This is a genomic window from Gaetbulibacter jejuensis, from assembly GCF_039524015.1.
Lineage (GTDB): Bacteria > Bacteroidota > Bacteroidia > Flavobacteriales > Flavobacteriaceae > Gaetbulibacter_B > Gaetbulibacter_B jejuensis.
This window is the reverse complement of record NZ_BAAAGF010000001.1, coordinates 1,364,090-1,383,864: the sequence shown is the minus strand read 5'-3', so window position 1 is coordinate 1,383,864 and position 19,775 is coordinate 1,364,090. Positions and strand designations below refer to the sequence as shown.

At 33.9% G+C, this 19,775-nt stretch carries 18 protein-coding genes and 5 tRNA genes; 2 read left to right on the top strand and 21 right to left on the bottom strand.

What is annotated here, in order from left to right:
* Nucleotides 1-411: a 6-pyruvoyl trahydropterin synthase family protein gene (locus ABD011_RS06120; protein ID WP_131505764.1), complete on the bottom strand. Its 411-nt coding sequence runs from the start codon at nt 409-411 to the stop codon at nt 1-3.
* A complete protein-coding gene (idi, locus tag ABD011_RS06115; protein WP_134198794.1) occupies nt 408-932 on the bottom strand; it encodes an isopentenyl-diphosphate Delta-isomerase in 525 nt (174 codons plus the stop codon). The genes ABD011_RS06120 and idi overlap by 4 nt, the downstream gene beginning before the upstream one ends.
* A 111-nt stretch (nt 933-1,043) precedes the next feature.
* On the opposite strand from idi, the gene ABD011_RS06110 reads away from it, so the two are divergent.
* Nucleotides 1,044-2,630, top strand: a complete 1,587-nt coding sequence (locus tag ABD011_RS06110) for a peptide chain release factor 3 (RefSeq protein ID WP_262731967.1) — start codon at nt 1,044-1,046, stop codon at nt 2,628-2,630.
* Between the two features lie 142 nt (nt 2,631-2,772).
* On the top strand, nt 2,773-3,000 hold the full coding sequence (locus tag ABD011_RS06105; protein WP_129759048.1) for a (4Fe-4S)-binding protein: 228 nt from the start codon (nt 2,773-2,775) through the stop codon (nt 2,998-3,000).
* A gap of 41 nt (nt 3,001-3,041) precedes the next feature.
* On the opposite strand, the gene ABD011_RS06100 is transcribed toward ABD011_RS06105, so the two are convergent.
* The 19 genes from ABD011_RS06100 to ABD011_RS06010 form a co-directional block, all read right to left on the bottom strand.
* On the bottom strand, nt 3,042-3,359 hold the full coding sequence (locus tag ABD011_RS06100) for a DUF3467 domain-containing protein (RefSeq protein ID WP_131505768.1): 318 nt from the start codon (nt 3,357-3,359) through the stop codon (nt 3,042-3,044).
* Between the two features lie 200 nt (nt 3,360-3,559).
* Nucleotides 3,560-7,861, bottom strand: coding sequence for a DNA-directed RNA polymerase subunit beta' (gene rpoC, locus ABD011_RS06095; protein ID WP_129759050.1), 4,302 nt, complete (start codon nt 7,859-7,861; stop codon nt 3,560-3,562).
* Between the two features lie 72 nt (nt 7,862-7,933).
* A complete protein-coding gene (gene rpoB / locus ABD011_RS06090; RefSeq protein ID WP_343796637.1) occupies nt 7,934-11,746 on the bottom strand; it encodes a DNA-directed RNA polymerase subunit beta in 3,813 nt (1,270 codons plus the stop codon).
* Nucleotides 11,747-11,870: 124 nt separating this feature from the next.
* Complete coding sequence (gene rplL / locus ABD011_RS06085) at nt 11,871-12,248, bottom strand: 50S ribosomal protein L7/L12 (RefSeq protein ID WP_129759052.1); 378 nt, start codon at nt 12,246-12,248, stop codon at nt 11,871-11,873.
* A 63-nt stretch (nt 12,249-12,311) separates the two neighbouring features.
* Nucleotides 12,312-12,833: a 50S ribosomal protein L10 gene (gene rplJ, locus ABD011_RS06080; RefSeq protein ID WP_129759053.1), complete on the bottom strand. Its 522-nt coding sequence runs from the start codon at nt 12,831-12,833 to the stop codon at nt 12,312-12,314.
* A gap of 18 nt (nt 12,834-12,851) precedes the next feature.
* Nucleotides 12,852-13,541, bottom strand: a complete 690-nt coding sequence (gene rplA / locus ABD011_RS06075; RefSeq protein WP_129759054.1) for a 50S ribosomal protein L1 — start codon at nt 13,539-13,541, stop codon at nt 12,852-12,854.
* A 12-nt stretch (nt 13,542-13,553) separates the two neighbouring features.
* A complete protein-coding gene (rplK, locus tag ABD011_RS06070) occupies nt 13,554-13,994 on the bottom strand; it encodes a 50S ribosomal protein L11 (protein WP_129759055.1) in 441 nt (146 codons plus the stop codon).
* Nucleotides 13,995-14,064: 70 nt separating this feature from the next.
* A complete protein-coding gene (gene nusG / locus ABD011_RS06065; protein WP_129759056.1) occupies nt 14,065-14,622 on the bottom strand; it encodes a transcription termination/antitermination protein NusG in 558 nt (185 codons plus the stop codon).
* A 10-nt stretch (nt 14,623-14,632) separates the two neighbouring features.
* The gene (gene secE / locus ABD011_RS06060; protein WP_129759057.1) at nt 14,633-14,827 is read right to left on the bottom strand and encodes a preprotein translocase subunit SecE; all 195 of its coding nucleotides are present in this window, start codon (nt 14,825-14,827) and stop codon (nt 14,633-14,635) included.
* A 16-nt stretch (nt 14,828-14,843) separates the two neighbouring features.
* Nucleotides 14,844-14,916: transfer RNA gene (locus ABD011_RS06055), tRNA-Trp, on the bottom strand.
* A 64-nt stretch (nt 14,917-14,980) separates the two neighbouring features.
* Complete coding sequence (gene tuf, locus ABD011_RS06050) at nt 14,981-16,168, bottom strand: elongation factor Tu (RefSeq protein WP_129759058.1); 1,188 nt, start codon at nt 16,166-16,168, stop codon at nt 14,981-14,983.
* 60 nt (nt 16,169-16,228) lie between these two features.
* A tRNA-Thr gene (locus ABD011_RS06045) sits at nt 16,229-16,300 on the bottom strand.
* A gap of 9 nt (nt 16,301-16,309) precedes the next feature.
* Nucleotides 16,310-16,382, bottom strand: a tRNA-Gly gene (locus ABD011_RS06040).
* 31 nt (nt 16,383-16,413) lie between these two features.
* Nucleotides 16,414-16,496, bottom strand: a tRNA-Tyr gene (locus tag ABD011_RS06035).
* Between the two features lie 34 nt (nt 16,497-16,530).
* Nucleotides 16,531-16,604: transfer RNA gene (locus ABD011_RS06030), tRNA-Thr, on the bottom strand.
* Nucleotides 16,605-16,705: 101 nt separating this feature from the next.
* Nucleotides 16,706-17,008, bottom strand: coding sequence for a ribosome hibernation-promoting factor, HPF/YfiA family (gene hpf, locus ABD011_RS06025; protein ID WP_129759059.1), 303 nt, complete (start codon nt 17,006-17,008; stop codon nt 16,706-16,708).
* A 39-nt stretch (nt 17,009-17,047) separates the two neighbouring features.
* On the bottom strand, nt 17,048-17,938 hold the full coding sequence (locus ABD011_RS06020) for a tyrosine-type recombinase/integrase (RefSeq protein WP_343796631.1): 891 nt from the start codon (nt 17,936-17,938) through the stop codon (nt 17,048-17,050).
* A gap of 99 nt (nt 17,939-18,037) precedes the next feature.
* Complete coding sequence (gene rpsU / locus ABD011_RS06015; RefSeq protein WP_129759061.1) at nt 18,038-18,232, bottom strand: 30S ribosomal protein S21; 195 nt, start codon at nt 18,230-18,232, stop codon at nt 18,038-18,040.
* Between the two features lie 107 nt (nt 18,233-18,339).
* On the bottom strand, nt 18,340-19,767 hold the full coding sequence (locus ABD011_RS06010; RefSeq protein ID WP_343796629.1) for a carboxypeptidase-like regulatory domain-containing protein: 1,428 nt from the start codon (nt 19,765-19,767) through the stop codon (nt 18,340-18,342).
* Nucleotides 19,768-19,775 lie beyond the last annotated feature (8 nt).

The window sequence follows — 19,775 nt, the reverse complement described above, 5'->3', positions numbered from 1 at the left end:
TTATAATCCAGAATAGGTTACAAAATTTCTAGGTGTCTCAAAAAGTTTAATTTCTAAGTCTAGTGTTGAATTTAGTCTAGGTTTTACCTTATTATAAATAACTACTGCTATGTTTTCGGCTGTAGGGTTTAAGTCTTTAAACTCTTCAACTTCTACATTTAGGTTTTTATGGTCAAAGGCATCTTCAACTTCTTCTTTTATAATGTCTTTTAAGTCTTGAATGTCTATAACATAACCTGTTTCTTTATTGATAGGTCCTGTTACACTTACTATCAACTCGTAATTATGTCCATGAAAATTTGGATTGCTACATTTTCCAAAAACATCGGCATTCTTTTCATCGCTCCAATCTTTTCTGTACAATCTATGAGCTGCGTTAAAATGAGCTTTTCTACTTACGGTAACAATCATTTTACAATGTTTATGTGTTGGTAGAATTTATCAAAAATAATTTTAAACCAAGCTGTGTAAATTTCTGGTTGTTGCTTGATGTCTTCTTTTACAGCATCAAGAGTCATCCACTTCCAATCTGCAACTTCATCAGGATTTATGTTTGGTGTATCATTATAGTATCCTATCATGATGTGGTCATATTCATGTTCTGTCAAGCCATTATCAAAAGGTGCTTTATAAATAAAAGATGTTGTCTCTTCAAGTTCAGTAACAAACCCCATTTCTTCAAATAAACGTCGCTTACCAGCTTCTATATTTGCTTCGCCTTCTCTTTGGTGACTACAGCAAGTATTTGTCCATAATAAAGGCGAATGGTACTTATCAGCTGCACGTTGCTGTAACATTAGTTCGTTGTTATTGTTAAAAACAAATACAGAAAAAGCTCTATGCAGTAATGCTTTTTCGTGCGCTTCCATTTTAGGCATTAAGCCTATTTGCTTATCGTTTTCATCAACAAGTATAACGTGTTCTTCAATCATATCACAAAAATACCACTAAAAAATTAATAATAACATTCTCTATACAAAATCTGAAATCGTAATTCTGAAATCTTAATATAAACAGTATCTTTGCAGCCTATTTGCAAGATTATGAGTTTTATCAACGAAATAAAGAAACGTAGAACCTTTGGTATCGTTTCGCATCCAGATGCTGGAAAAACAACACTTACTGAAAAACTATTACTTTTTGGTGGTGCAATACAAGAAGCAGGAGCTGTAAAAAGTAACAAAATAAAAAAAGGAGCTACTAGTGACTTTATGGAAATTGAGCGTCAGCGTGGAATTTCTGTTGCTACTTCTGTTTTGGCATTTGAATATGATGGTATAAAAATTAATATTCTTGATACTCCTGGACACAAGGATTTTGCTGAAGATACTTTTAGAACACTAACAGCTGTTGATAGTGTAATTGTTGTTATTGATGTGGCTAAAGGTGTTGAGGAGCAAACCGAAAAGCTAGTTCAAGTTTGCCGAATGCGTAATATTCCAATGATTGTATTTATCAATAAATTGGATAGAGAAGGTAAAGATGCTTTTGATCTTTTAGATGAAGTTGAACAAAAACTAGGTTTGAGCGTTGTACCTATGAGTTTCCCAATTGGTATGGGTTACGACTTTAAAGGTATTTATAACCTTTGGGAGAAAAACATTAATCTTTTTAGTGGCGACAGTAGAAAGAATATTGAAGAAACCATAGAAATTAACGATTTAAGCTCTTCAGAATTAGATAAACTCATAGGAGAAAAATCGGCAAATACACTAAGAGAAGAAATAGAATTAGTTGAAGGCATCTATCCTGCTTTTGAAAAAGAAGACTACTTAAACGGTACACAGCAACCTGTGTTTTTTGGTTCTGCTTTAAACAATTTTGGTGTAAGAGAGTTATTAGATTGCTTTATAGAAATTGCTCCTAAACCTAGACCAAAACAAAGTGAAGAGCGCTTAGTTAACCCAGAAGAAAAAGATTTTACTGGTTTTGTGTTTAAAATTCATGCTAATATGGACCCTAACCATAGAGACCGTTTAGCGTTTATAAAAATTGTATCAGGAACTTTTAAAAGGAATACACCTTATTTACATGTACGTCATGGTAAAAAGCTTAAGTTCTCTAGTCCTAATGCCTTTTTTGCTGAAAAGAAAGAAATTGTTGATGTTTCTTATCCTGGAGATATTGTAGGATTACACGATACTGGAAACTTTAAAATTGGTGATACCTTAACTGAAGGTGAAACTATAAACTACAAAGGTATACCTAGTTTCTCTCCTGAACATTTCAGGTATATTAATAATGCTGATCCTTTAAAATCCAAACAGCTTTACAAAGGTATTGACCAGTTAATGGATGAAGGTGTTGCCCAATTATTTACTTTGGAATTAAATGGTAGAAAAGTTATAGGTACAGTTGGTGCTTTACAGTACGAGGTTATTCAATATCGATTGGAACACGAATATGGAGCTAAGTGTACATATGAAAACCTTAATGTACATAAAGCATGTTGGGTTGACCCTGAAGATGAAAAAAACGAAGAGTACAAAGAATTTTTAAGGGTAAAACAACGCTTTTTGGCAAAAGACAAACAAGGGCAACTTGTATTTTTAGCAGATTCGGCATTTTCATTACAAATGACACAGCAAAAATACCCAAGTATTAAATTTCATTTTACATCAGAATTTTAATTAAAAACCCTGTTTTTCAGTAAGAAATTTTATACGAAAAGGCATTTTTAGTGTTAAAAATGTGTCAGTTATCGAAAATTTCATTGAAATTCGGTTTTGAATTTTTACATTGATTTACAGATAACCCCAAATTGATCTACTTATGGAAACTTTTTCTAATAGTTTCAGTAATAAAGATATTACTGTAACATTCAAACCATGTAAGTGTGTCCATGCTGAGCGTTGTGCTAACGAATTATCTAATGTTTTTAGGCAATCGGTTATACCATGGATAGATCTTGATGGTGCATCCACTAAAAAAATTATCAAACAAGTTAAAAAATGTCCTTCGGGAGCTTTAAGCTATTCATATAATAAAGAAGTTGCTTAATAAAAAAGCCTTTTGAATTTTTCAAAAGGCTTTTTTATTATTTATGCTTGACCTGTTGGTCCGAAATTTAACGGAATTGGTGGTTGCTCGTAATCTTTAATTTCACCATGGGCTTTTTCAAATCGATGTACATTATCACCTAATGCCTTAAGTAATCGTTTAGCATGCTGTGGTGTTAATATAATTCTTGATTTTACCTTACTCTTTGGAGTCCCAGGCATAATACTTACAAAGTCAACAACAAATTCTGAAACCGAATGGTTAATAATTGCCAAATTAGAATAGGTTCCTTCAGCTACTTTCTCGTCTAGTTCAATATTAATTTGTCCTTGCTTCTTTTTATTTTGTTCGTCTGCCATTGAAATTTTATTTTTTATTTCCACATAAGTGGAAAACTTATTATTACGTTTTACAATTTAAAAAAAGAATCCCGAGATATAGTCACGGGATTCTTAAATTTTATATAATTTACTCTTTTAAAGAATTCCCAATTTATATTGGGATAAAATCAACCTAAAGACTTCAATTTGTTTTACAACACTTAAAGTCTTGGTATCATTTAATTGTAGTTCATTTCTTCTTTTGCTTTCATCATCTCATCAAACTCCTCTTTAGAACCAACGATAATACTATCATATCGTCTTACACCTGTTCCTGCAGGAATTCTATGACCAACAATTACATTTTCTTTTAGACCTTCTAAATCGTCTACTTTAGCATTTACAGCAGCTTCATTCAGTACTTTAGTAGTTTCCTGGAACGATGCAGCAGATATAAATGACTTAGTTTGTAACGAAGCTCTTGTAATACCTTGTAAGATTGGAGTTGCAGTTGCTGGTTGTGCTTCTCTAGCAGTTACCAATTGCTTATCTTCTCTTCTTAATATTGAGTTTTCGTCTCTTAACTGTCTTAAAGTAATGATTTGTCCTGGTTTTAAAGTTGCAGAATCTCCTGCATCTTCTACCACTTTCATTCCAAATATCTTATCGTTTTCTTCGATAAAATCAGATTTGTGAACTAATTGGTCTTCTAAGAAAATTGTATCACCAGAATCAATAATACGTACTTTACGCATCATTTGTCTTACAACAACTTCAAAGTGCTTATCGTTAATTTTCACACCTTGTAAACGATATACTTCTTGTACTTCGTTAACTAAGTATTGTTGTACTGCAGATGGTCCTTTGATGTTTAAGATGTCATCTGGAGTAATTGATCCGTCAGATAAAGGCATACCTGCTTTTACATAATCGTTTTCTTGTACAAGAATTTGATTAGATAACTTCACTAAGTATTTCTTTACTTCACCAACTTTAGACTCGATAATGATTTCGCGGTTACCTCTCTTGATTTTTCCGAAAGACACAACACCATCAATCTCACTTACAACAGCAGGATTAGAAGGGTTACGTGCTTCGAACAACTCGGTTACACGAGGTAAACCTCCAGTAATATCACCTGCTTTTGCAGATTTACGTGGTATCTTAACTAAGATTTTACCAACCTTAATTTTTTCTCCATCATCAATCATAAGATGAGCTCCAACAGGTAAGTTATAAGAACGAATAACTTCTCCTTTAGAATCTTCGATATGAAGTGTTGGTATTAACTTCTTATTTCTAGATTCAGAAATTACTTTTTCTTGGAAACCTGTTTGTTCATCGATTTCTACTTGGTAAGTGATACCTTGCTCAATGTTTTCATATTTTACTTTACCAGCAAATTCTGAAATAATAACTCCGTTATATGGATCCCATTGACAAATTGTATCTCCTTTGCTTACTTTTTGTCCACTCTTAACATAAATGAACGAACCGTAAGGTATATTATTAGTACTTAAAGTAATACCAGTTTTAGCATCAACAAGCTTAAGTTCAGAAGTTCTTGATATCACTACATCCACTTCATTACCTTCACTATCAGTACTCTTAACTGTTTTAAGATCTTCAATTTCTGCAATACCATCAAACTTAACAATAAGTTTGTTTTCTTCTGAAATGTTACCAGCAATACCACCTACGTGGAATGTACGAAGTGTAAGCTGTGTACCAGGTTCTCCAATAGATTGTGCAGCAACTACACCTACAGCTTCACCACGTTGTACCATTTTACCAGTAGCTAGGTTACGTCCATAACACTTAGCACAGATACCTTTTTTAGCTTCACAAGTTAATGCTGAACGTACTTCGATAGACTCAATTGCAGAGTTACCAATAGCTTTAGCGATGCTATCATTAATATGCTCACCAGCACTTACTAATAACTCTTCAGTAATAGGATCATAAACATCATTTAATGAAGTACGACCTACGATTCTATCTTCTAGTTTTTCAACAATCTCTTCGTTTTTCTTAAGTGCAGAAACTTCAATACCTCTTAATGTTCCACAATCTTCACTATAGATAATTACATCTTGAGATACATCAACTAAACGACGTGTTAAGTATCCAGCATCTGCAGTTTTAAGTGCTGTATCGGCAAGACCCTTACGAGCACCATGCGTTGAGATAAAGTATTCAAGAATTGAAAGACCTTCTTTAAAGTTAGAAAGAATTGGGTTTTCAATAATTTCTCCACCTCCTGCATTAGATTTTTTCGGTTTTGCCATCAAACCACGCATACCTGTAAGCTGACGAATCTGTTCTTTAGATCCACGAGCTCCAGAATCAAGCATCATATATACCGAGTTAAATCCTTGTTGGTCTTCACGAATACGCTTCATAGACAACTCTGTCAATTCAGCATTTGTAGAAGTCCAAATATCAATAACCTGATTGTAACGTTCGTTATTAGTAATTAATCCCATGTTATAGTTAGCCATAATACCATCAACTAAACCATTGGCTTTGTCAATCATAGTATGCTTTTCAGCTGGAATAATAATATCACCTAAACTAAACGATAATCCTCCTTGGAATGCAAACTTATATCCTAAAGTTTTGATTTCATCTAAAAACTCAGCTGTTTCAGGTACACTAGTAACTTTTAAAATGTTACCAATAATATCTCTAAGCGATTTTTTAGTTAAAACCTGGTTGATATAACCTGCTCTTTCAGGTACTTTTTCGTTAAATAATACACGACCTACTGTAGTTTCAATAATTTGGGTAGTTAACTCACCGTTTTCATTGAAATCTTTAGTTCTTACTTTAATTCCAGCATTTAAATCAACTTTCTTCTCATTGTAAGCAATAGTTACTTCTTCTGGAGAATAGAAAGTTAATCCTTCACCTTTTACAGTAAAAGTATCGTCAGTTTTACGAAGCTTAGTCATGTAGTAAAGACCAAGAACCATATCCTGAGATGGTACTGTTACTGGCGAACCGTTAGCTGGGTTTAAAATATTGTGAGAAGCTAACATTAATAATTGTGCTTCTAATATAGCTTCTGGTCCTAATGGTAAATGCACAGCCATTTGGTCACCATCAAAATCGGCATTAAATGCAGTACACACTAATGGGTGTAACTGGATTGCCTTACCTTCGATAAGTTTAGGCTGGAATGCTTGAATACCAAGTCTGTGTAATGTAGGAGCACGGTTTAGTAATACTGGATGTCCTTTAAGAACATTTTCTAAGATATCCCAAACTACAGGCTCTTTTCTATCTATAATTTTCTTTGCAGATTTTACTGTTTTTACAATACCTCTTTCAATCAGTTTTCTGATAATAAAAGGCTTGTAAAGTTCAGCTGCCATGTTTTTAGGCAATCCACATTCAAATAATTTTAATTCTGGTCCAACAACAATTACCGAACGTGCAGAATAATCAACACGTTTACCTAGTAAGTTTTGACGGAAACGTCCTTGCTTACCTTTTAATGAATCGGATAACGATTTTAATGGACGGTTAGAATCGGTTTTTACTGCTGATGACTTACGTGTGTTATCAAATAATGAATCAACAGACTCTTGTAACATACGTTTTTCGTTACGTAAGATTACTTCAGGAGCTTTGATTTCAACCAATCTCTTAAGACGGTTGTTACGGATAATTACACGACGATAAAGATCATTTAAGTCAGATGTAGCAAAACGACCACCATCTAAAGGCACTAAAGGTCTCAATTCTGGTGGAATGATTGGAATAGCTTTCATAATCATCCACTCAGGCTTATTCTCACGATTAGCATTTGAGTCTCTAAACGCTTCTACAACTTGTAAACGTTTTAAAGCTTCAGTTTTACGTTGTTTAGACGTTTCGTTGTTTGCTTTATGACGTAAATCGTATGATAATTCGTCTAAATCAATTCTTGCTAAAAGGTCAATTAAGCACTCGGCTCCCATTTTAGCAATAAACTTATTAGGATCGTTATCTTCTAAATATTGATTTTCTTGTGGAAGTGTTTCAAGAATATTTAAGTATTCTTCTTCCGTTAAGAAATCCATTTTTTGTAATGGTTCACCTTCGGCATTTTTAGCATTACCTGGTTGAATTACTACATAACGTTCGTAGTAAATAATCATATCCAATCTCTTAGATGGTAATCCAAGAAGGTAACCTATTTTGTTTGGAAGTGAACGGAAATACCATATATGAGCTACAGGAACCACTAAGTTAATGTGTCCTACTCTATCTCTACGTACTTTCTTTTCAGTTACTTCAACACCACATCGGTCACAAACAATTCCTTTGTAGCGTATTCTTTTATATTTACCACAAGCACACTCAAAATCCTTAACAGGACCAAAGATACGCTCACAGAATAAACCATCACGTTCAGGTTTATGTGTTCGATAATTAATAGTTTCTGGTTTTAAAACTTCACCACGTGAAGCTGCTAAAACAGATTCAGGAGATGCTAAACCAATTGAGATTTTATTAAATCTCTGTACTGTATTCTTATCTTGTTTTCTAGCCATAATAACTTTATAGTCTATAGTTAATCGCTTTGGTCTCCATTAAAAGAAGACCAAAACGAATTCACCTAAAATTTATTCTTCTAATCTAATATCTAATCCTAATCCTTTCAATTCGTGCATTAATACGTTGAAAGATTCAGGTAGTCCTGGTTCTGGCATTGGCTCTCCTTTTACGATAGCTTCGTAAGTTTTAGCTCTACCTATAACATCATCAGATTTTACTGTTAAGATTTCACGTAGAGTACTTGATGCTCCATAAGCTTCAAGTGCCCAAACTTCCATTTCTCCAAAACGCTGACCACCAAATTGTGCTTTACCACCTAGTGGTTGTTGCGTAATTAATGAGTATGGTCCAATAGAACGAGCGTGCATCTTATCGTCAATCATGTGACCTAATTTGATCATGTAAATTACACCTACTGTTGCTGGTTGATCAAAACGATCTCCTGTACCACCATCATATAAGTATGTATGTCCAAATCTTGGTACACCTGCTTCATCAGTAAACTCATTAATTTGATCTAATGTAGCTCCATCAAAAATTGGTGTTGCGTAAGTACGGTTTAATTTTTGACCTGCCCAACCAAGAACAGTTTCATAAATCTGACCAATGTTCATACGCGATGGTACACCAAGTGGATTTAATACAATATCAACTGGAGTTCCATCTTCAAGGAAAGGCATATCTTCTTGACGAACGATACGTGCTACAATACCTTTGTTACCGTGACGTCCTGCCATCTTATCACCTACTTTAAGTTTACGTTTTTTAGCAACATAAACCTTAGCTAATTTGATAATTCCTGCTGGTAACTCGTCACCAACAGAGATGGTAAACTTCTCACGACGTAATGAACCTTGAAGATCATTTTCCTTAATCTTATAGTTATGGATTAAGTCTGCAACAAGTGCATTGGTATAATCATCAGTAGTCCAAGTACCAGATGTTAAGTGCGTATAATCATCAACAGCATTTAACATTTTTAGCGTGTACTTTTTACCTTTAGGTATAATTTCCTCTCCAAGATCGTTAAAGATACCTTGAGCAGTTTTACCATTTACGATAGCAAATAGTTTTTCTACTAATACATCTTTTAAGTCGTCAAACTTCTTGAAGTAGATGTTCTCTAGAGCTTCGATATCTTCTTTATCTTTTGCTCTTTTACGCTTATCTTTAATTGCTCTTGAGAATAATTTTTTGTCGATTACAACTCCATGTAATGAAGGTGAAGCTTTAAGTGATGCATCTTTAACATCACCTGCTTTATCTCCAAAAATTGCTCTTAAAAGTTTTTCTTCAGGTGTTGGATCACTTTCTCCTTTTGGTGTAATCTTACCAATTAAGATATCACCTGGTTTAATCTCAGCACCAATTCTAATCATACCGTTTTCATCAAGGTCTTTAGTTGCCTCTTCTGAAACGTTAGGAATATCATTAGTAAGCTCTTCGTTACCTAATTTGGTATCTCTAACTTCTAATGAGTACTCATCAATATGAATAGAAGTAAATATATCATCACGAACTACTTTTTCAGAAATCACAATCGCATCCTCAAAGTTATACCCTTTCCAAGGCATAAAGGCTACTTTCATGTTTCTTCCTAAAGCAAGTTCTCCGTTTTCAGTTGCATAACCTTCACAAAGTACTTGTCCTTTTACAACTTTATCTCCTTTTGTTACAATTGGCTTTAAGTTGATTGAAGTACCTTGGTTAGTTTTTCTGAATTTTACAAGTGGATAAGTTTTAGTATCGCTATCAAAACTTACCATTGCTTCTTCTTCAGTACGCTCGTATTTAATTACAATTTCATTAGCATCAACATACTCTACAACTCCATTTCCTTCAGCATTTATTAATACTCTTGAATCTGAAGCTACTTGACGCTCAAGACCTGTTCCTACAATAGGAGCTTGCGGACGTAATAATGGTACTGCTTGACGCATCATGTTTGATCCCATCAATGCACGGTTTGCATCATCATGCTCCAAGAATGGAATTAACGATGCAGAAATAGATGCAATTTGGTTAGGAGCAACATCAGTATAATGAACGTTTACAGGGTCTATTACAGGGAAATCACCTTCTTGACGAGCAATAATCTTGTCTTCAAGGATTTTTCCTTTATCATCCACTTGAATATTTGCCTGAGCAATCAACATATCTTCTTCTTCTTCAGCACTTAAATATGTTGGCGCATTTTTGATATCAACAACTCCTTCTTCAGCTTTTCTATAAGGCGTTTCAATGAATCCCATTGAGTTTACTTTAGCATAAACTGAAAGTGAAGAAATTAATCCAATGTTTGGTCCTTCAGGAGTTTCAATTGGACATAATCTTCCGTAGTGTGTATAGTGAACGTCACGTACCTCGAAACCTGCTCTTTCTCTTGAAAGACCTCCAGGTCCTAAAGCTGATAAACGACGTTTGTGCGTGATCTCAGCTAATGGATTGGTTTGATCCATAAATTGAGATAACTGGTTCGTACCAAAAAACGAGTTAATTACTGAAGATAAAGTCTTCGCGTTAATTAAATCGATAGGTGTAAACACTTCGTTATCACGAACGTTCATACGCTCACGAATAGTACGAGCCATACGAGCTAAACCAACACCAAACTGAGATGACAATTGCTCTCCTACTGTACGTACACGACGGTTAGATAAGTGATCGATATCATCAATCTCTGCTTTAGAGTTAATAAGCTCTATTAAATATTTTATAATGGTAATGATATCCTCTTTGGTAAGTACTTGCTTATCCATTCCTATATCAAGACCTAATTTTTTGTTCATTCTGTAACGACCTACTTCACCTAATGAATAACGTTGGTCTGAGAAGAATAATTTGTCAATAATACCACGTGCTGTTTCCTCATCTGGCGGCTCAGCATTACGTAATTGACGGTAAATATGTTCAACAGCCTCTTTTTCAGAGTTTGTTGGATCTTTTTGTAATGTATTGTGAATAATAGCATAATCTCCTTGTTGTGCACTTTCTTTATGTAAAAGAATAGTTTTTACACCTGCTTCAAGGATTTCTTCTATATTATCTTTATCTATAATTGTATCACGGTCCAAAACAATTTCGTTACGCTCGATAGATACAACTTCTCCTGTATCCTCATCAACGAAATCTTCATGCCATGTGTTAAGTACACGAGCAGCTAGTTTACGACCAATTACTTTCTTTAATCCTGATTTTGATACTTTAACTTCTTCAGCTAAATCAAAAATTTCAAGAATATCTTTATCGCGCTCAAAACCGATAGCACGGAAAAGTGTTGTAACAGGTAATTTTTTCTTTCTATCAATATAAGCGTACATAACGCTATTGATATCTGTAGCAAATTCTATCCAAGAACCTTTAAAAGGAATTACTCTTGCCGAATATAGCTTGGTTCCGTTTGCATGGAACGACTGGCTAAAGAAAACACCAGGTGATCTATGCAATTGGGAAACAACCACACGCTCTGCTCCATTTATAACAAATGTACCACTAGGTGTCATGTAAGGTATTGTACCCAAATACACATCCTGAACAATAGTTTCGAAATCTTCATGCTCAGGGTCTGTACAGTATAATTTTAACCTTGCTTTAAGTGGAACACTATATGTTAGACCTCTTTCTATACATTCCTCAATGGTATATCTTGGTGGATCAATAAAATAATCCAAAAACTCTAATACAAATTGATTACGTGTGTCTGTGATTGGGAAATTTTCCATGAAGGTGTTGTAAAGACCTTCGTTCCCTCTTTCTTCTGATTTCGTCTCTAACTGGAAAAAATCCTGGAAGGATTTAATCTGAATATCTAAAAAATCTGGATATTCAGTTCTATTTACAATAGAAGAGAAATTTAATCTTTCAGCTTTTTTTGCTAACATCGATGAACGAGATTTTGATTAAAAAAATAATTTTGTTTGCGTATACATTTATATACACAAAAGGGTTTAGGTCTTAGAGGCAACCTCTAGACCTAAACCATAATTTGTAGGCTATGGGTTAAGCTTACTTAAGCTCAACTTCTGCTCCAGCTTCTTCTAAAGAAGTTTTTAAACCTTCAGCTTCGTCTTTAGAAACGCCTTCTTTGATAGCGCTTGGTGCACCATCTACTAATTCTTTAGCTTCTTTTAATCCTAAACCAGTTAATTCTTTAACTAATTTTACAACTGCTAATTTAGAAGCACCTGCTGCTTTAAGGATTACATCGAATTCTGATTTTTCTTCTGCAGCTTCACCACCTGCAGCAGCTCCACCTGCAGCAACTGCAACAGCAGCAGCAGCTGGTTCGATACCATATTCGTCTTTTAAAATTGTAGCTAATTCGTTTACTTCTTTTACTGTTAAATTAACTAATTGTTCTGCGAAATCTTTTAAATCTGCCATTTTCTATCGTTTTAATAATTTTTTAAATAATATAATTTGTTTAAGTGCGTACTTAATTGATTATTATCCTTCTTTTTCGGATAATGTTTTAATGATACCTGCTAGTTTACCACCTCCTGATTTAAGAGCTGAAACAACGTTCTTAGCTGGCGATTGTAACAATGTTACTATGTCACCAATTAACTCTTCTCTAGATTTGATATCAACTAAAGTATCTAATTGCTCATCACCAATGTAAATTGCTTCTTCAATAAAAGCTCCTTTAAGCAAAGGCTTATCAGATTTTTTACGGAATGCTTTAATTACTTTTGCTGGAGCATTACCAGTTTCAGAATACATTACTGAAGTGTTACCTTTAAGTACAGATGGTAAATCTCCAAAATCTTTTTCTGAAGCATCCATAGCTTTTGTTAGTAATGTATTTTTAACTACAGCTAGTTTTACGTTAGCTTTAAAGCAAGCTCTACGTAAATCTGAAGTGTTTCCTGCGTTTAATCCAGATATATCAGCAATATAAATATTGGTATTATCTGCTAGTTGAGCAGTTAACTCTTCAATTACTTGTGATTTTTCTTGTCTTGTCATAATATTAAAGTTTAACTACTATCCTATTTTTGTATCTATTGATATACTTGGACTCATTGTGCTAGACATGTAAATACTTTTTACGTAAGTACCTTTAGCTGCAGTTGGTTTTAATTTTATTAAAGTTGATAATAACTCGTTTGCGTTACCTACCAATTTATCAGCACTAAAAGATGCTTTTCCTATTGGTGCGTGTACAATACCTGTTTTGTCTACTTTAAAATCAATTTTACCTGCTTTTACTTCAGCTACAGCCTTAGCAACATCCATTGTTACAGTTCCAGTTTTAGGGTTTGGCATTAAACCTCTTGGTCCTAATACTCTACCTAATGGTCCTAACTTACCCATAATAGCTGGCATAGTGATGATAACATCAACATCTGTCCAACCATCTTTAATTTTTTGTAAGTACTCGTCTAAACCAACATAATCAGCTCCAGCTTCTTTAGCCTCTGCTTCTTTATCTGGTGTTACAAGTGCCAACACTTTCATGTCTTTACCTGTACCATGTGGAAGAGAAACTACACCTCTTACCATTTGGTTTGCTTTACGAGGGTCAACTCCTAATCTTACAGCTAAATCAACTGAAGCATCGAATTTTGTGTAAGTTATTTCTTTTAATAAAGCCGAAGCTTCTTCAAGAGAATATAATTTATTCTTCTCAACTTTAGCTCTTGCTTCTTTTTGCTTTCTTGTTATTCTTGCCATTTCAAAAATTTTTTAGTTAGGTGCTTCACCGCCTTTAACTGTGATACCCATTGATCTTGCAGTACCTGCAACCATTTTCATAGCTGATGAAATTTCGAATGCATTTAAATCTTGCATTTTATCTTCAGCTATCGCTTTAACTTGATCCCAAGTTACTTTAGCTACTTTTTTTCGGTTAGGTTCACCAGATCCTTTTTTTACTTTGGCCGCTTCCAATAATTGTACAGCTGCAGGTGGAGTTTTAATTACAAAATCAAAAGATTTGTCTTTGTAAACAGAAATTACAACAGGAAGAACTTTACCAGGTTTATCCTGAGTTCTAGCGTTGAATTGCTTACAAAATTCCATGATATTAACTCCAGCAGCTCCTAAAGCGGGTCCAACTGGTGGCGACGGATTCGCTGCACCTCCCCTAACTTGTAGCTTAACTACTTTACTTAATTCTTTTGCCATTTTAATAAATTTAGTTTTGTACGCCTTTTAATTTGGAAGCAAAAAGACATACTATATATGGTAACAATTATTAAACTTTTTCAACTTGCATATAACTTAACTCTAATGGTGTTTTTCTTCCGAAAATTTTAACCATTACTTCAAGTTTACGCTTTTCTTCATTTATTTTTTCGATAGTACCATCAAATCCATTGAATGGTCCATCTATAACTTTTACAGTTTCTCCTAAAGTAAAAGGAATAGCGATATTAGCATCAGCATCTACAGACAACTCGTCTACTTTACCTAACATTCTATTTACTTCAGACTGTCTTAAAGGCACAGGATCTCCTCCTTTTGTTTCGCCTAAAAACCCAATAACATTTGTTATTGACTTTATAATATGTGGTATTTCACCACTTAAATTAGCTTGAATCATAATGTAACCTGGAAAATACACACGCTCTTTATGTGTTTTTTTTCCGTTACGTATCTGAATCACTTTTTCAGTAGGAACCAAAACTTGATCAACAAAATCTTCTAAACCTAATCGAGAAATTTCATTCTCTATATAAGTTTTAATTTTGTTTTCCTGACCACTTACAGCTCTAACTACATACCACTTTTTATTTCCTTTTGTTTCAGACATCAAATTTGTTTTAGCCAATTAAATCAAAATACGCTTTAATAACTTTACTAAAAACAGTGTCAACACCCCAAATAGCGAGTGAGAAAATAATTGAAAACACTGCAACCAATACTGTTAGGTTTTGTGCTTCAGACCAAGTTGGCCATGATACATTATTCTTTAATTCCTCAAAGGATTCTTTTATATAATTAATAATTCCTGCCATCTGTTTTTCTTATTTGCACGGGTTGAGAGACTCGAACTCCCGACACCTGGTTTTGGAGACCAGTGCTCTACCAACTGAGCTAAACCCGTAAATATAAATCAAGGCGTCTTGCTAAAAACAAGACACCTTAATTTAATATTCTATATTAAAATTTTAATCTAAAATTTCAGTTACCTGACCAGCACCTACTGTTCTACCACCTTCACGGATTGCAAAACGTAAACCTACGTTCATTGCAATTGGTTGAATTAATTCAACAGTAATAGTAAGGTTATCTCCAGGCATTACCATTTCAACTCCATCAGGAAGCGCAATGTTTCCAGTTACGTCAGTTGTACGTACGTAGAACTGTGGACGGTAGTTGTTATGGAATGGAGTGTGACGTCCACCTTCTTCTTTCTTAAGGATATAAACCTCAGCTTTGAACTTTTGGTGTGGAGTTACAGAACCTGGTTTAGTAATTACCATACCTCTAGAAATTTGAGTTTTCTCAATACCTCTTAATAAGATACCAGCGTTATCTCCAGCCTCACCTCTATCAAGAATTTGACGGAACATTTCAATACCAGTAATTGTAGAAGTTAATTTCTCAGCTCCCATACCAATAATTTCTACTGGATCTCCAGTTTGAGCAACACCAGTCTCGATACGACCAGTTGCTACAGTACCACGACCAGTAATAGAGAATACATCTTCGATAGGCATTAAGAAAGGCTTATCCATATCACGTTGTGGCTCTTCAATCCAGTTATCAACAGCTTCCATAAGCTCCATTACTGTATCAACCCATTTTTGTTCTCCGTTTAATGCACCTAATGCAGAACCTGAAACTACAGGACCATTATCTCCATCATACTCATAGAAGTTTAATAAATCTCTAACTTCCATATCTACTAACTCTAATAACTCCTCATCGTCAACCATATCAACTTTATTCAAGAATACAACGATTCTTGGAATACCTACTTGACGACCTAAAAGGATGTGCTCACGAGTTTGTGGCATAGGACCATCAGTTGCAGCAACAACTAAAATAGCTCCATCCATTTGAGCAGCACCAGTTACCATGTTCTTTACGTAATCCGCGTGACCTGGACAGTCAACGTGAGCATAGTGACGATTAGCTGTTTGATATTCAACGTGAGAAGTATTAATAGTGATACCTCTTTCTTTCTCTTCTGGAGCGTTATCAATTTGATCAAATGATCTTGCTTCTGAAAAACCTGCATCAGCTAATACTTTAGTAATAGCAGCAGTTAAAGTTGTTTTACCGTGATCTACGTGTCCAATAGTACCAATGTTTAAGTGTGGTTTTGAACGATCGAAAGTTGCCTTTGCCATGTTTAATTTATTTAATCTTATTTAATATTAGTGTTCAATTTTAATTGTACGTTTCAAATGAGCCAATGACGGGATTTGAACCCGTGACCTCTTCCTTACCAAGGAAACGCTCTACCCCTGAGCTACACCGGCTAAAAAATGAGCGGGAGACCGGGTTCGAACCGGCGACATTCAGCTTGGAAGGCTGACGCTCTACCAACTGAGCTACTCCCGCATTTTTATAAGGTCTAGTCTTAGAATAATTGTGGGGAGAGCAGGATTCGAACCTGCGAAGTTAAAAAACAACAGATTTACAGTCTGTCCTCGTTGGCCGCTTGAGTATCTCCCCAAAATTTATCAATACTTTTTTTTTAAAGAACTTGAGCCGATGGAGGGACTCGAACCCACGACCTGCTGATTACAAATCAGCTGCTCTAGCCAGCTGAGCTACATCGGCTTTTCTTTACTTTTTTTGCAATAAAAAAAGCCCGCTATTTCTAACGGACTGCAAATGTAAAGATTTATTTATTTATTCAAAACATTTTTTGAAAATTTTTATCACATATGTGCTCTTAATTTTTCTTTGCGCTTTTTTAACTGTCTTTCTAACGATGAAACTGCAGTGTCTGCACCTTCTTCAAAAGTTTTACATTGTTTTTTTACAACAAAGCGATCTCCAGGAACGCTAAGTCTTGCTTCAAAGATTTTATTTTCTTTCTCACTTGTGTTTTCTACTTTAAGATATACATCTGCTTGTATAACTTTATCATAAAACAAATCTAACTTATCCATTCTTTTTTGGATGAAGTCTAGTAACTTTTTGTCAGCACTAAAGTTAACGGATTGCGTGTTTACTTTCATACTCTTCTTTTTTAGTGGTTAGACATTAATTTATCTTGTTCATTTTTTACTTCTTGGATGTGCATTTGAATACACTTTTTTTAATTCTTCTATACTATTATGAGTATAAACTTGAGTTGCTGCAAGACTTGAATGTCCAAGAAGTTCTTTTACAGCATTTAAATTTGCACCTTGATTAAGCAAATGAGTAGCAAATGAGTGCCTTAGTATATGCGGACTCCTTTTTACTTTAGTAGATGCTTTACTAAAATAATCATTTATAATTCTGTAAACAAGATTTTCGTAAATTTTTAACCCTTTTTTTGTTAAAAAAAGAAAATCTTTATCGACAATTTTTTCTAAATCATTTCTAGCCAGCAAATACACCTTTACCGAATCAATTACTGAATTAATTAACGGAATGAATCTTTCTTTATTTCTCTTACCAAGTACTTTTAACGTTTTATTAGATAAATCAATATCTGTGATTTTTATTTGTACTAATTCTATACGTCGAATTCCTGTAGCGTAAAAAAGTTCAATAATCAATTTATCTCTTAACCCTTCAAAACTTGTTTCGAAATGCAACTCTTTAATAACGGTTTCAATTTCTTGCTGCGAAAATGGAATTTGGACTTTTTTATCTGTTTTAAGCGCTTTATGTTTTGCTAATGGATTTACAGTGATTGTCTTGGTTTTGATAAGAAATTTATAATAGGAATTGAGCGATGAAATTTTTCGGTTGATACTCCTGTTGGATATACCACTCTCTACGAGTTGTACTATCCAACTTCTTATTTGTTGATAGTTTACAGTATCAATAGCGTCTTGTTCAAACTCATCAACAATAAACTGCAAGAACGTACTCAAATCATTTTTATATGACTTTATTGTAAGTGGTGAGTAGTTTTTCTCGTGGGTAAGATATTCTGTAAATGATTTGAAAGGCATTAGCATACGTATATATGCTAAATGTACAAAGTTTATATTTGTTATGAATAAAAAAAGTCCTGTATTTCTACAGGACTTTATTGTATCATTAAGTAAATATTAGATATTTTCTTGATCTCTTAATCTTTGGATGTATTGCGCTTTTTGAATCTGTGCTCTGCGCTCTACTGAAGGCTTTGTAAATTGCTTACGATTTTGCAATTGACGTTTAGCTCCTGTTTTGTCAAACTTACGCTTAAAACGCTTTAGCGCTCTATCTATATTTTCTCCTTCTTTAACTGGTATTATTAACATAGTGTCTTAACCTCCTCTCTTTTAAAATTTCGGTGCGCAAATATAAAAACAAATTTATTACTGGCAATTAAAAAAATATTTTTTTTAATCGCCTTAACGACACCTTGTTAATCCTTGAATAATTTTGAGCGTTTGGTAAGGTCTTGAATTAACTTTTCATCTTCTTCACTTTCTAATAAAGTGTTGTAGTTATCCCAAAATGATTTGTTATATGGTTTTACCATAAATATATCATTATTCCATGTACCTTCAAGAGTTTTGTGTACTTCTTCTCGATCTAAAATAATTTCAGTAAACAACACTTCTTGTACTGTATAATAGTAGCGTTCTTCTTTATTATAACGTTCTTTTTCTTCGTCGGTAATCTTTTCATCTGTATTAGAACCTACATTAACCAACTTAGGTGTTTCATAATAAATATAACTAGGAAACATTTTATCCTGATACTCCATATAATTAATCACAAGTTTATGATTTAACTGAGTTCCAAACAACGCCTTGCTTCGGCTTTTTTGAGCAGGTGAAGCTGCAATTAAATCGTACTCGATCTTTTTTACAGCATAGTTATCATAATAGATGTATATCCATCCATCAGCTTCATAACCTTCGTTGAAAATCCCTTCGGTATCTAAACCTATAAAATCTGTACCTTTTGAAATTTTTATTTTGTAGATTTTTCTTTCATTGTCTACCAAAATAGTATCTAAATCAAAATGATGCTTACTTAATATATCCTCACCAAAAAGCGATTTTGAAGTGTTAGAATTTCTCAACAAATTGAGTTTGCCTTGAAAAAGATTTTGCAGTCCGTTAACCCTTGTATCATTCCACTTAATTGCTTTTACTAAAGACGCTGTTTTAATAGTATCTCGCTTTAGGTTTTTAGCTTTAAGATTTCTCATCTTGTGATGATACTTTAAATAAGAGGTATAAATCAACAAGCTATCAACATCTCTAAGGTCGTAGCTTTTTCTAACTTCGTCAACATTAATTTTGAGATGGTCTTTTGAGCTAGCTTGGTATCCGGAATCGTAAACTGTTATTGCACTTTCAACAAGCCATTTAAACTCCTTAGTATTTCGCTCTTTATGTCTTAAGAATCCTTTTTGAAGATACGCCGAATCTGGTAAATTAACACTTAACTTCTCTAGTGCTTTCAACACAATGTCGTTACCTGTTTTGGGTCTTGTTTCGGCAACCAATAAGACTTCATCTAATGAGGCTATATCTTCTTCTAGATAGACTTCAAAATCATTATCAAATTCGTTAACAGGCGTTTTAAAGGTTTTGTATCCTATTGAAGAAATTACAAGTGTATCCTTTTCATATTCTTGTGGCACTAACAATACAAACTTTCCATCAGCATTACTCACAGTACCAATTGTTGTATTTTGAACATAAATACTAGCACTTTCTAATGGCATTAAAGTAGCAAAGTCCACTATTTTATTTTTTAATTCAGTTTGACCAAAACTAGTTAAACTGAATATTCCAAAAATTAAAACAACGCCTTTTTTTAAGTGAGTTAAGTTCATTTGTTTGG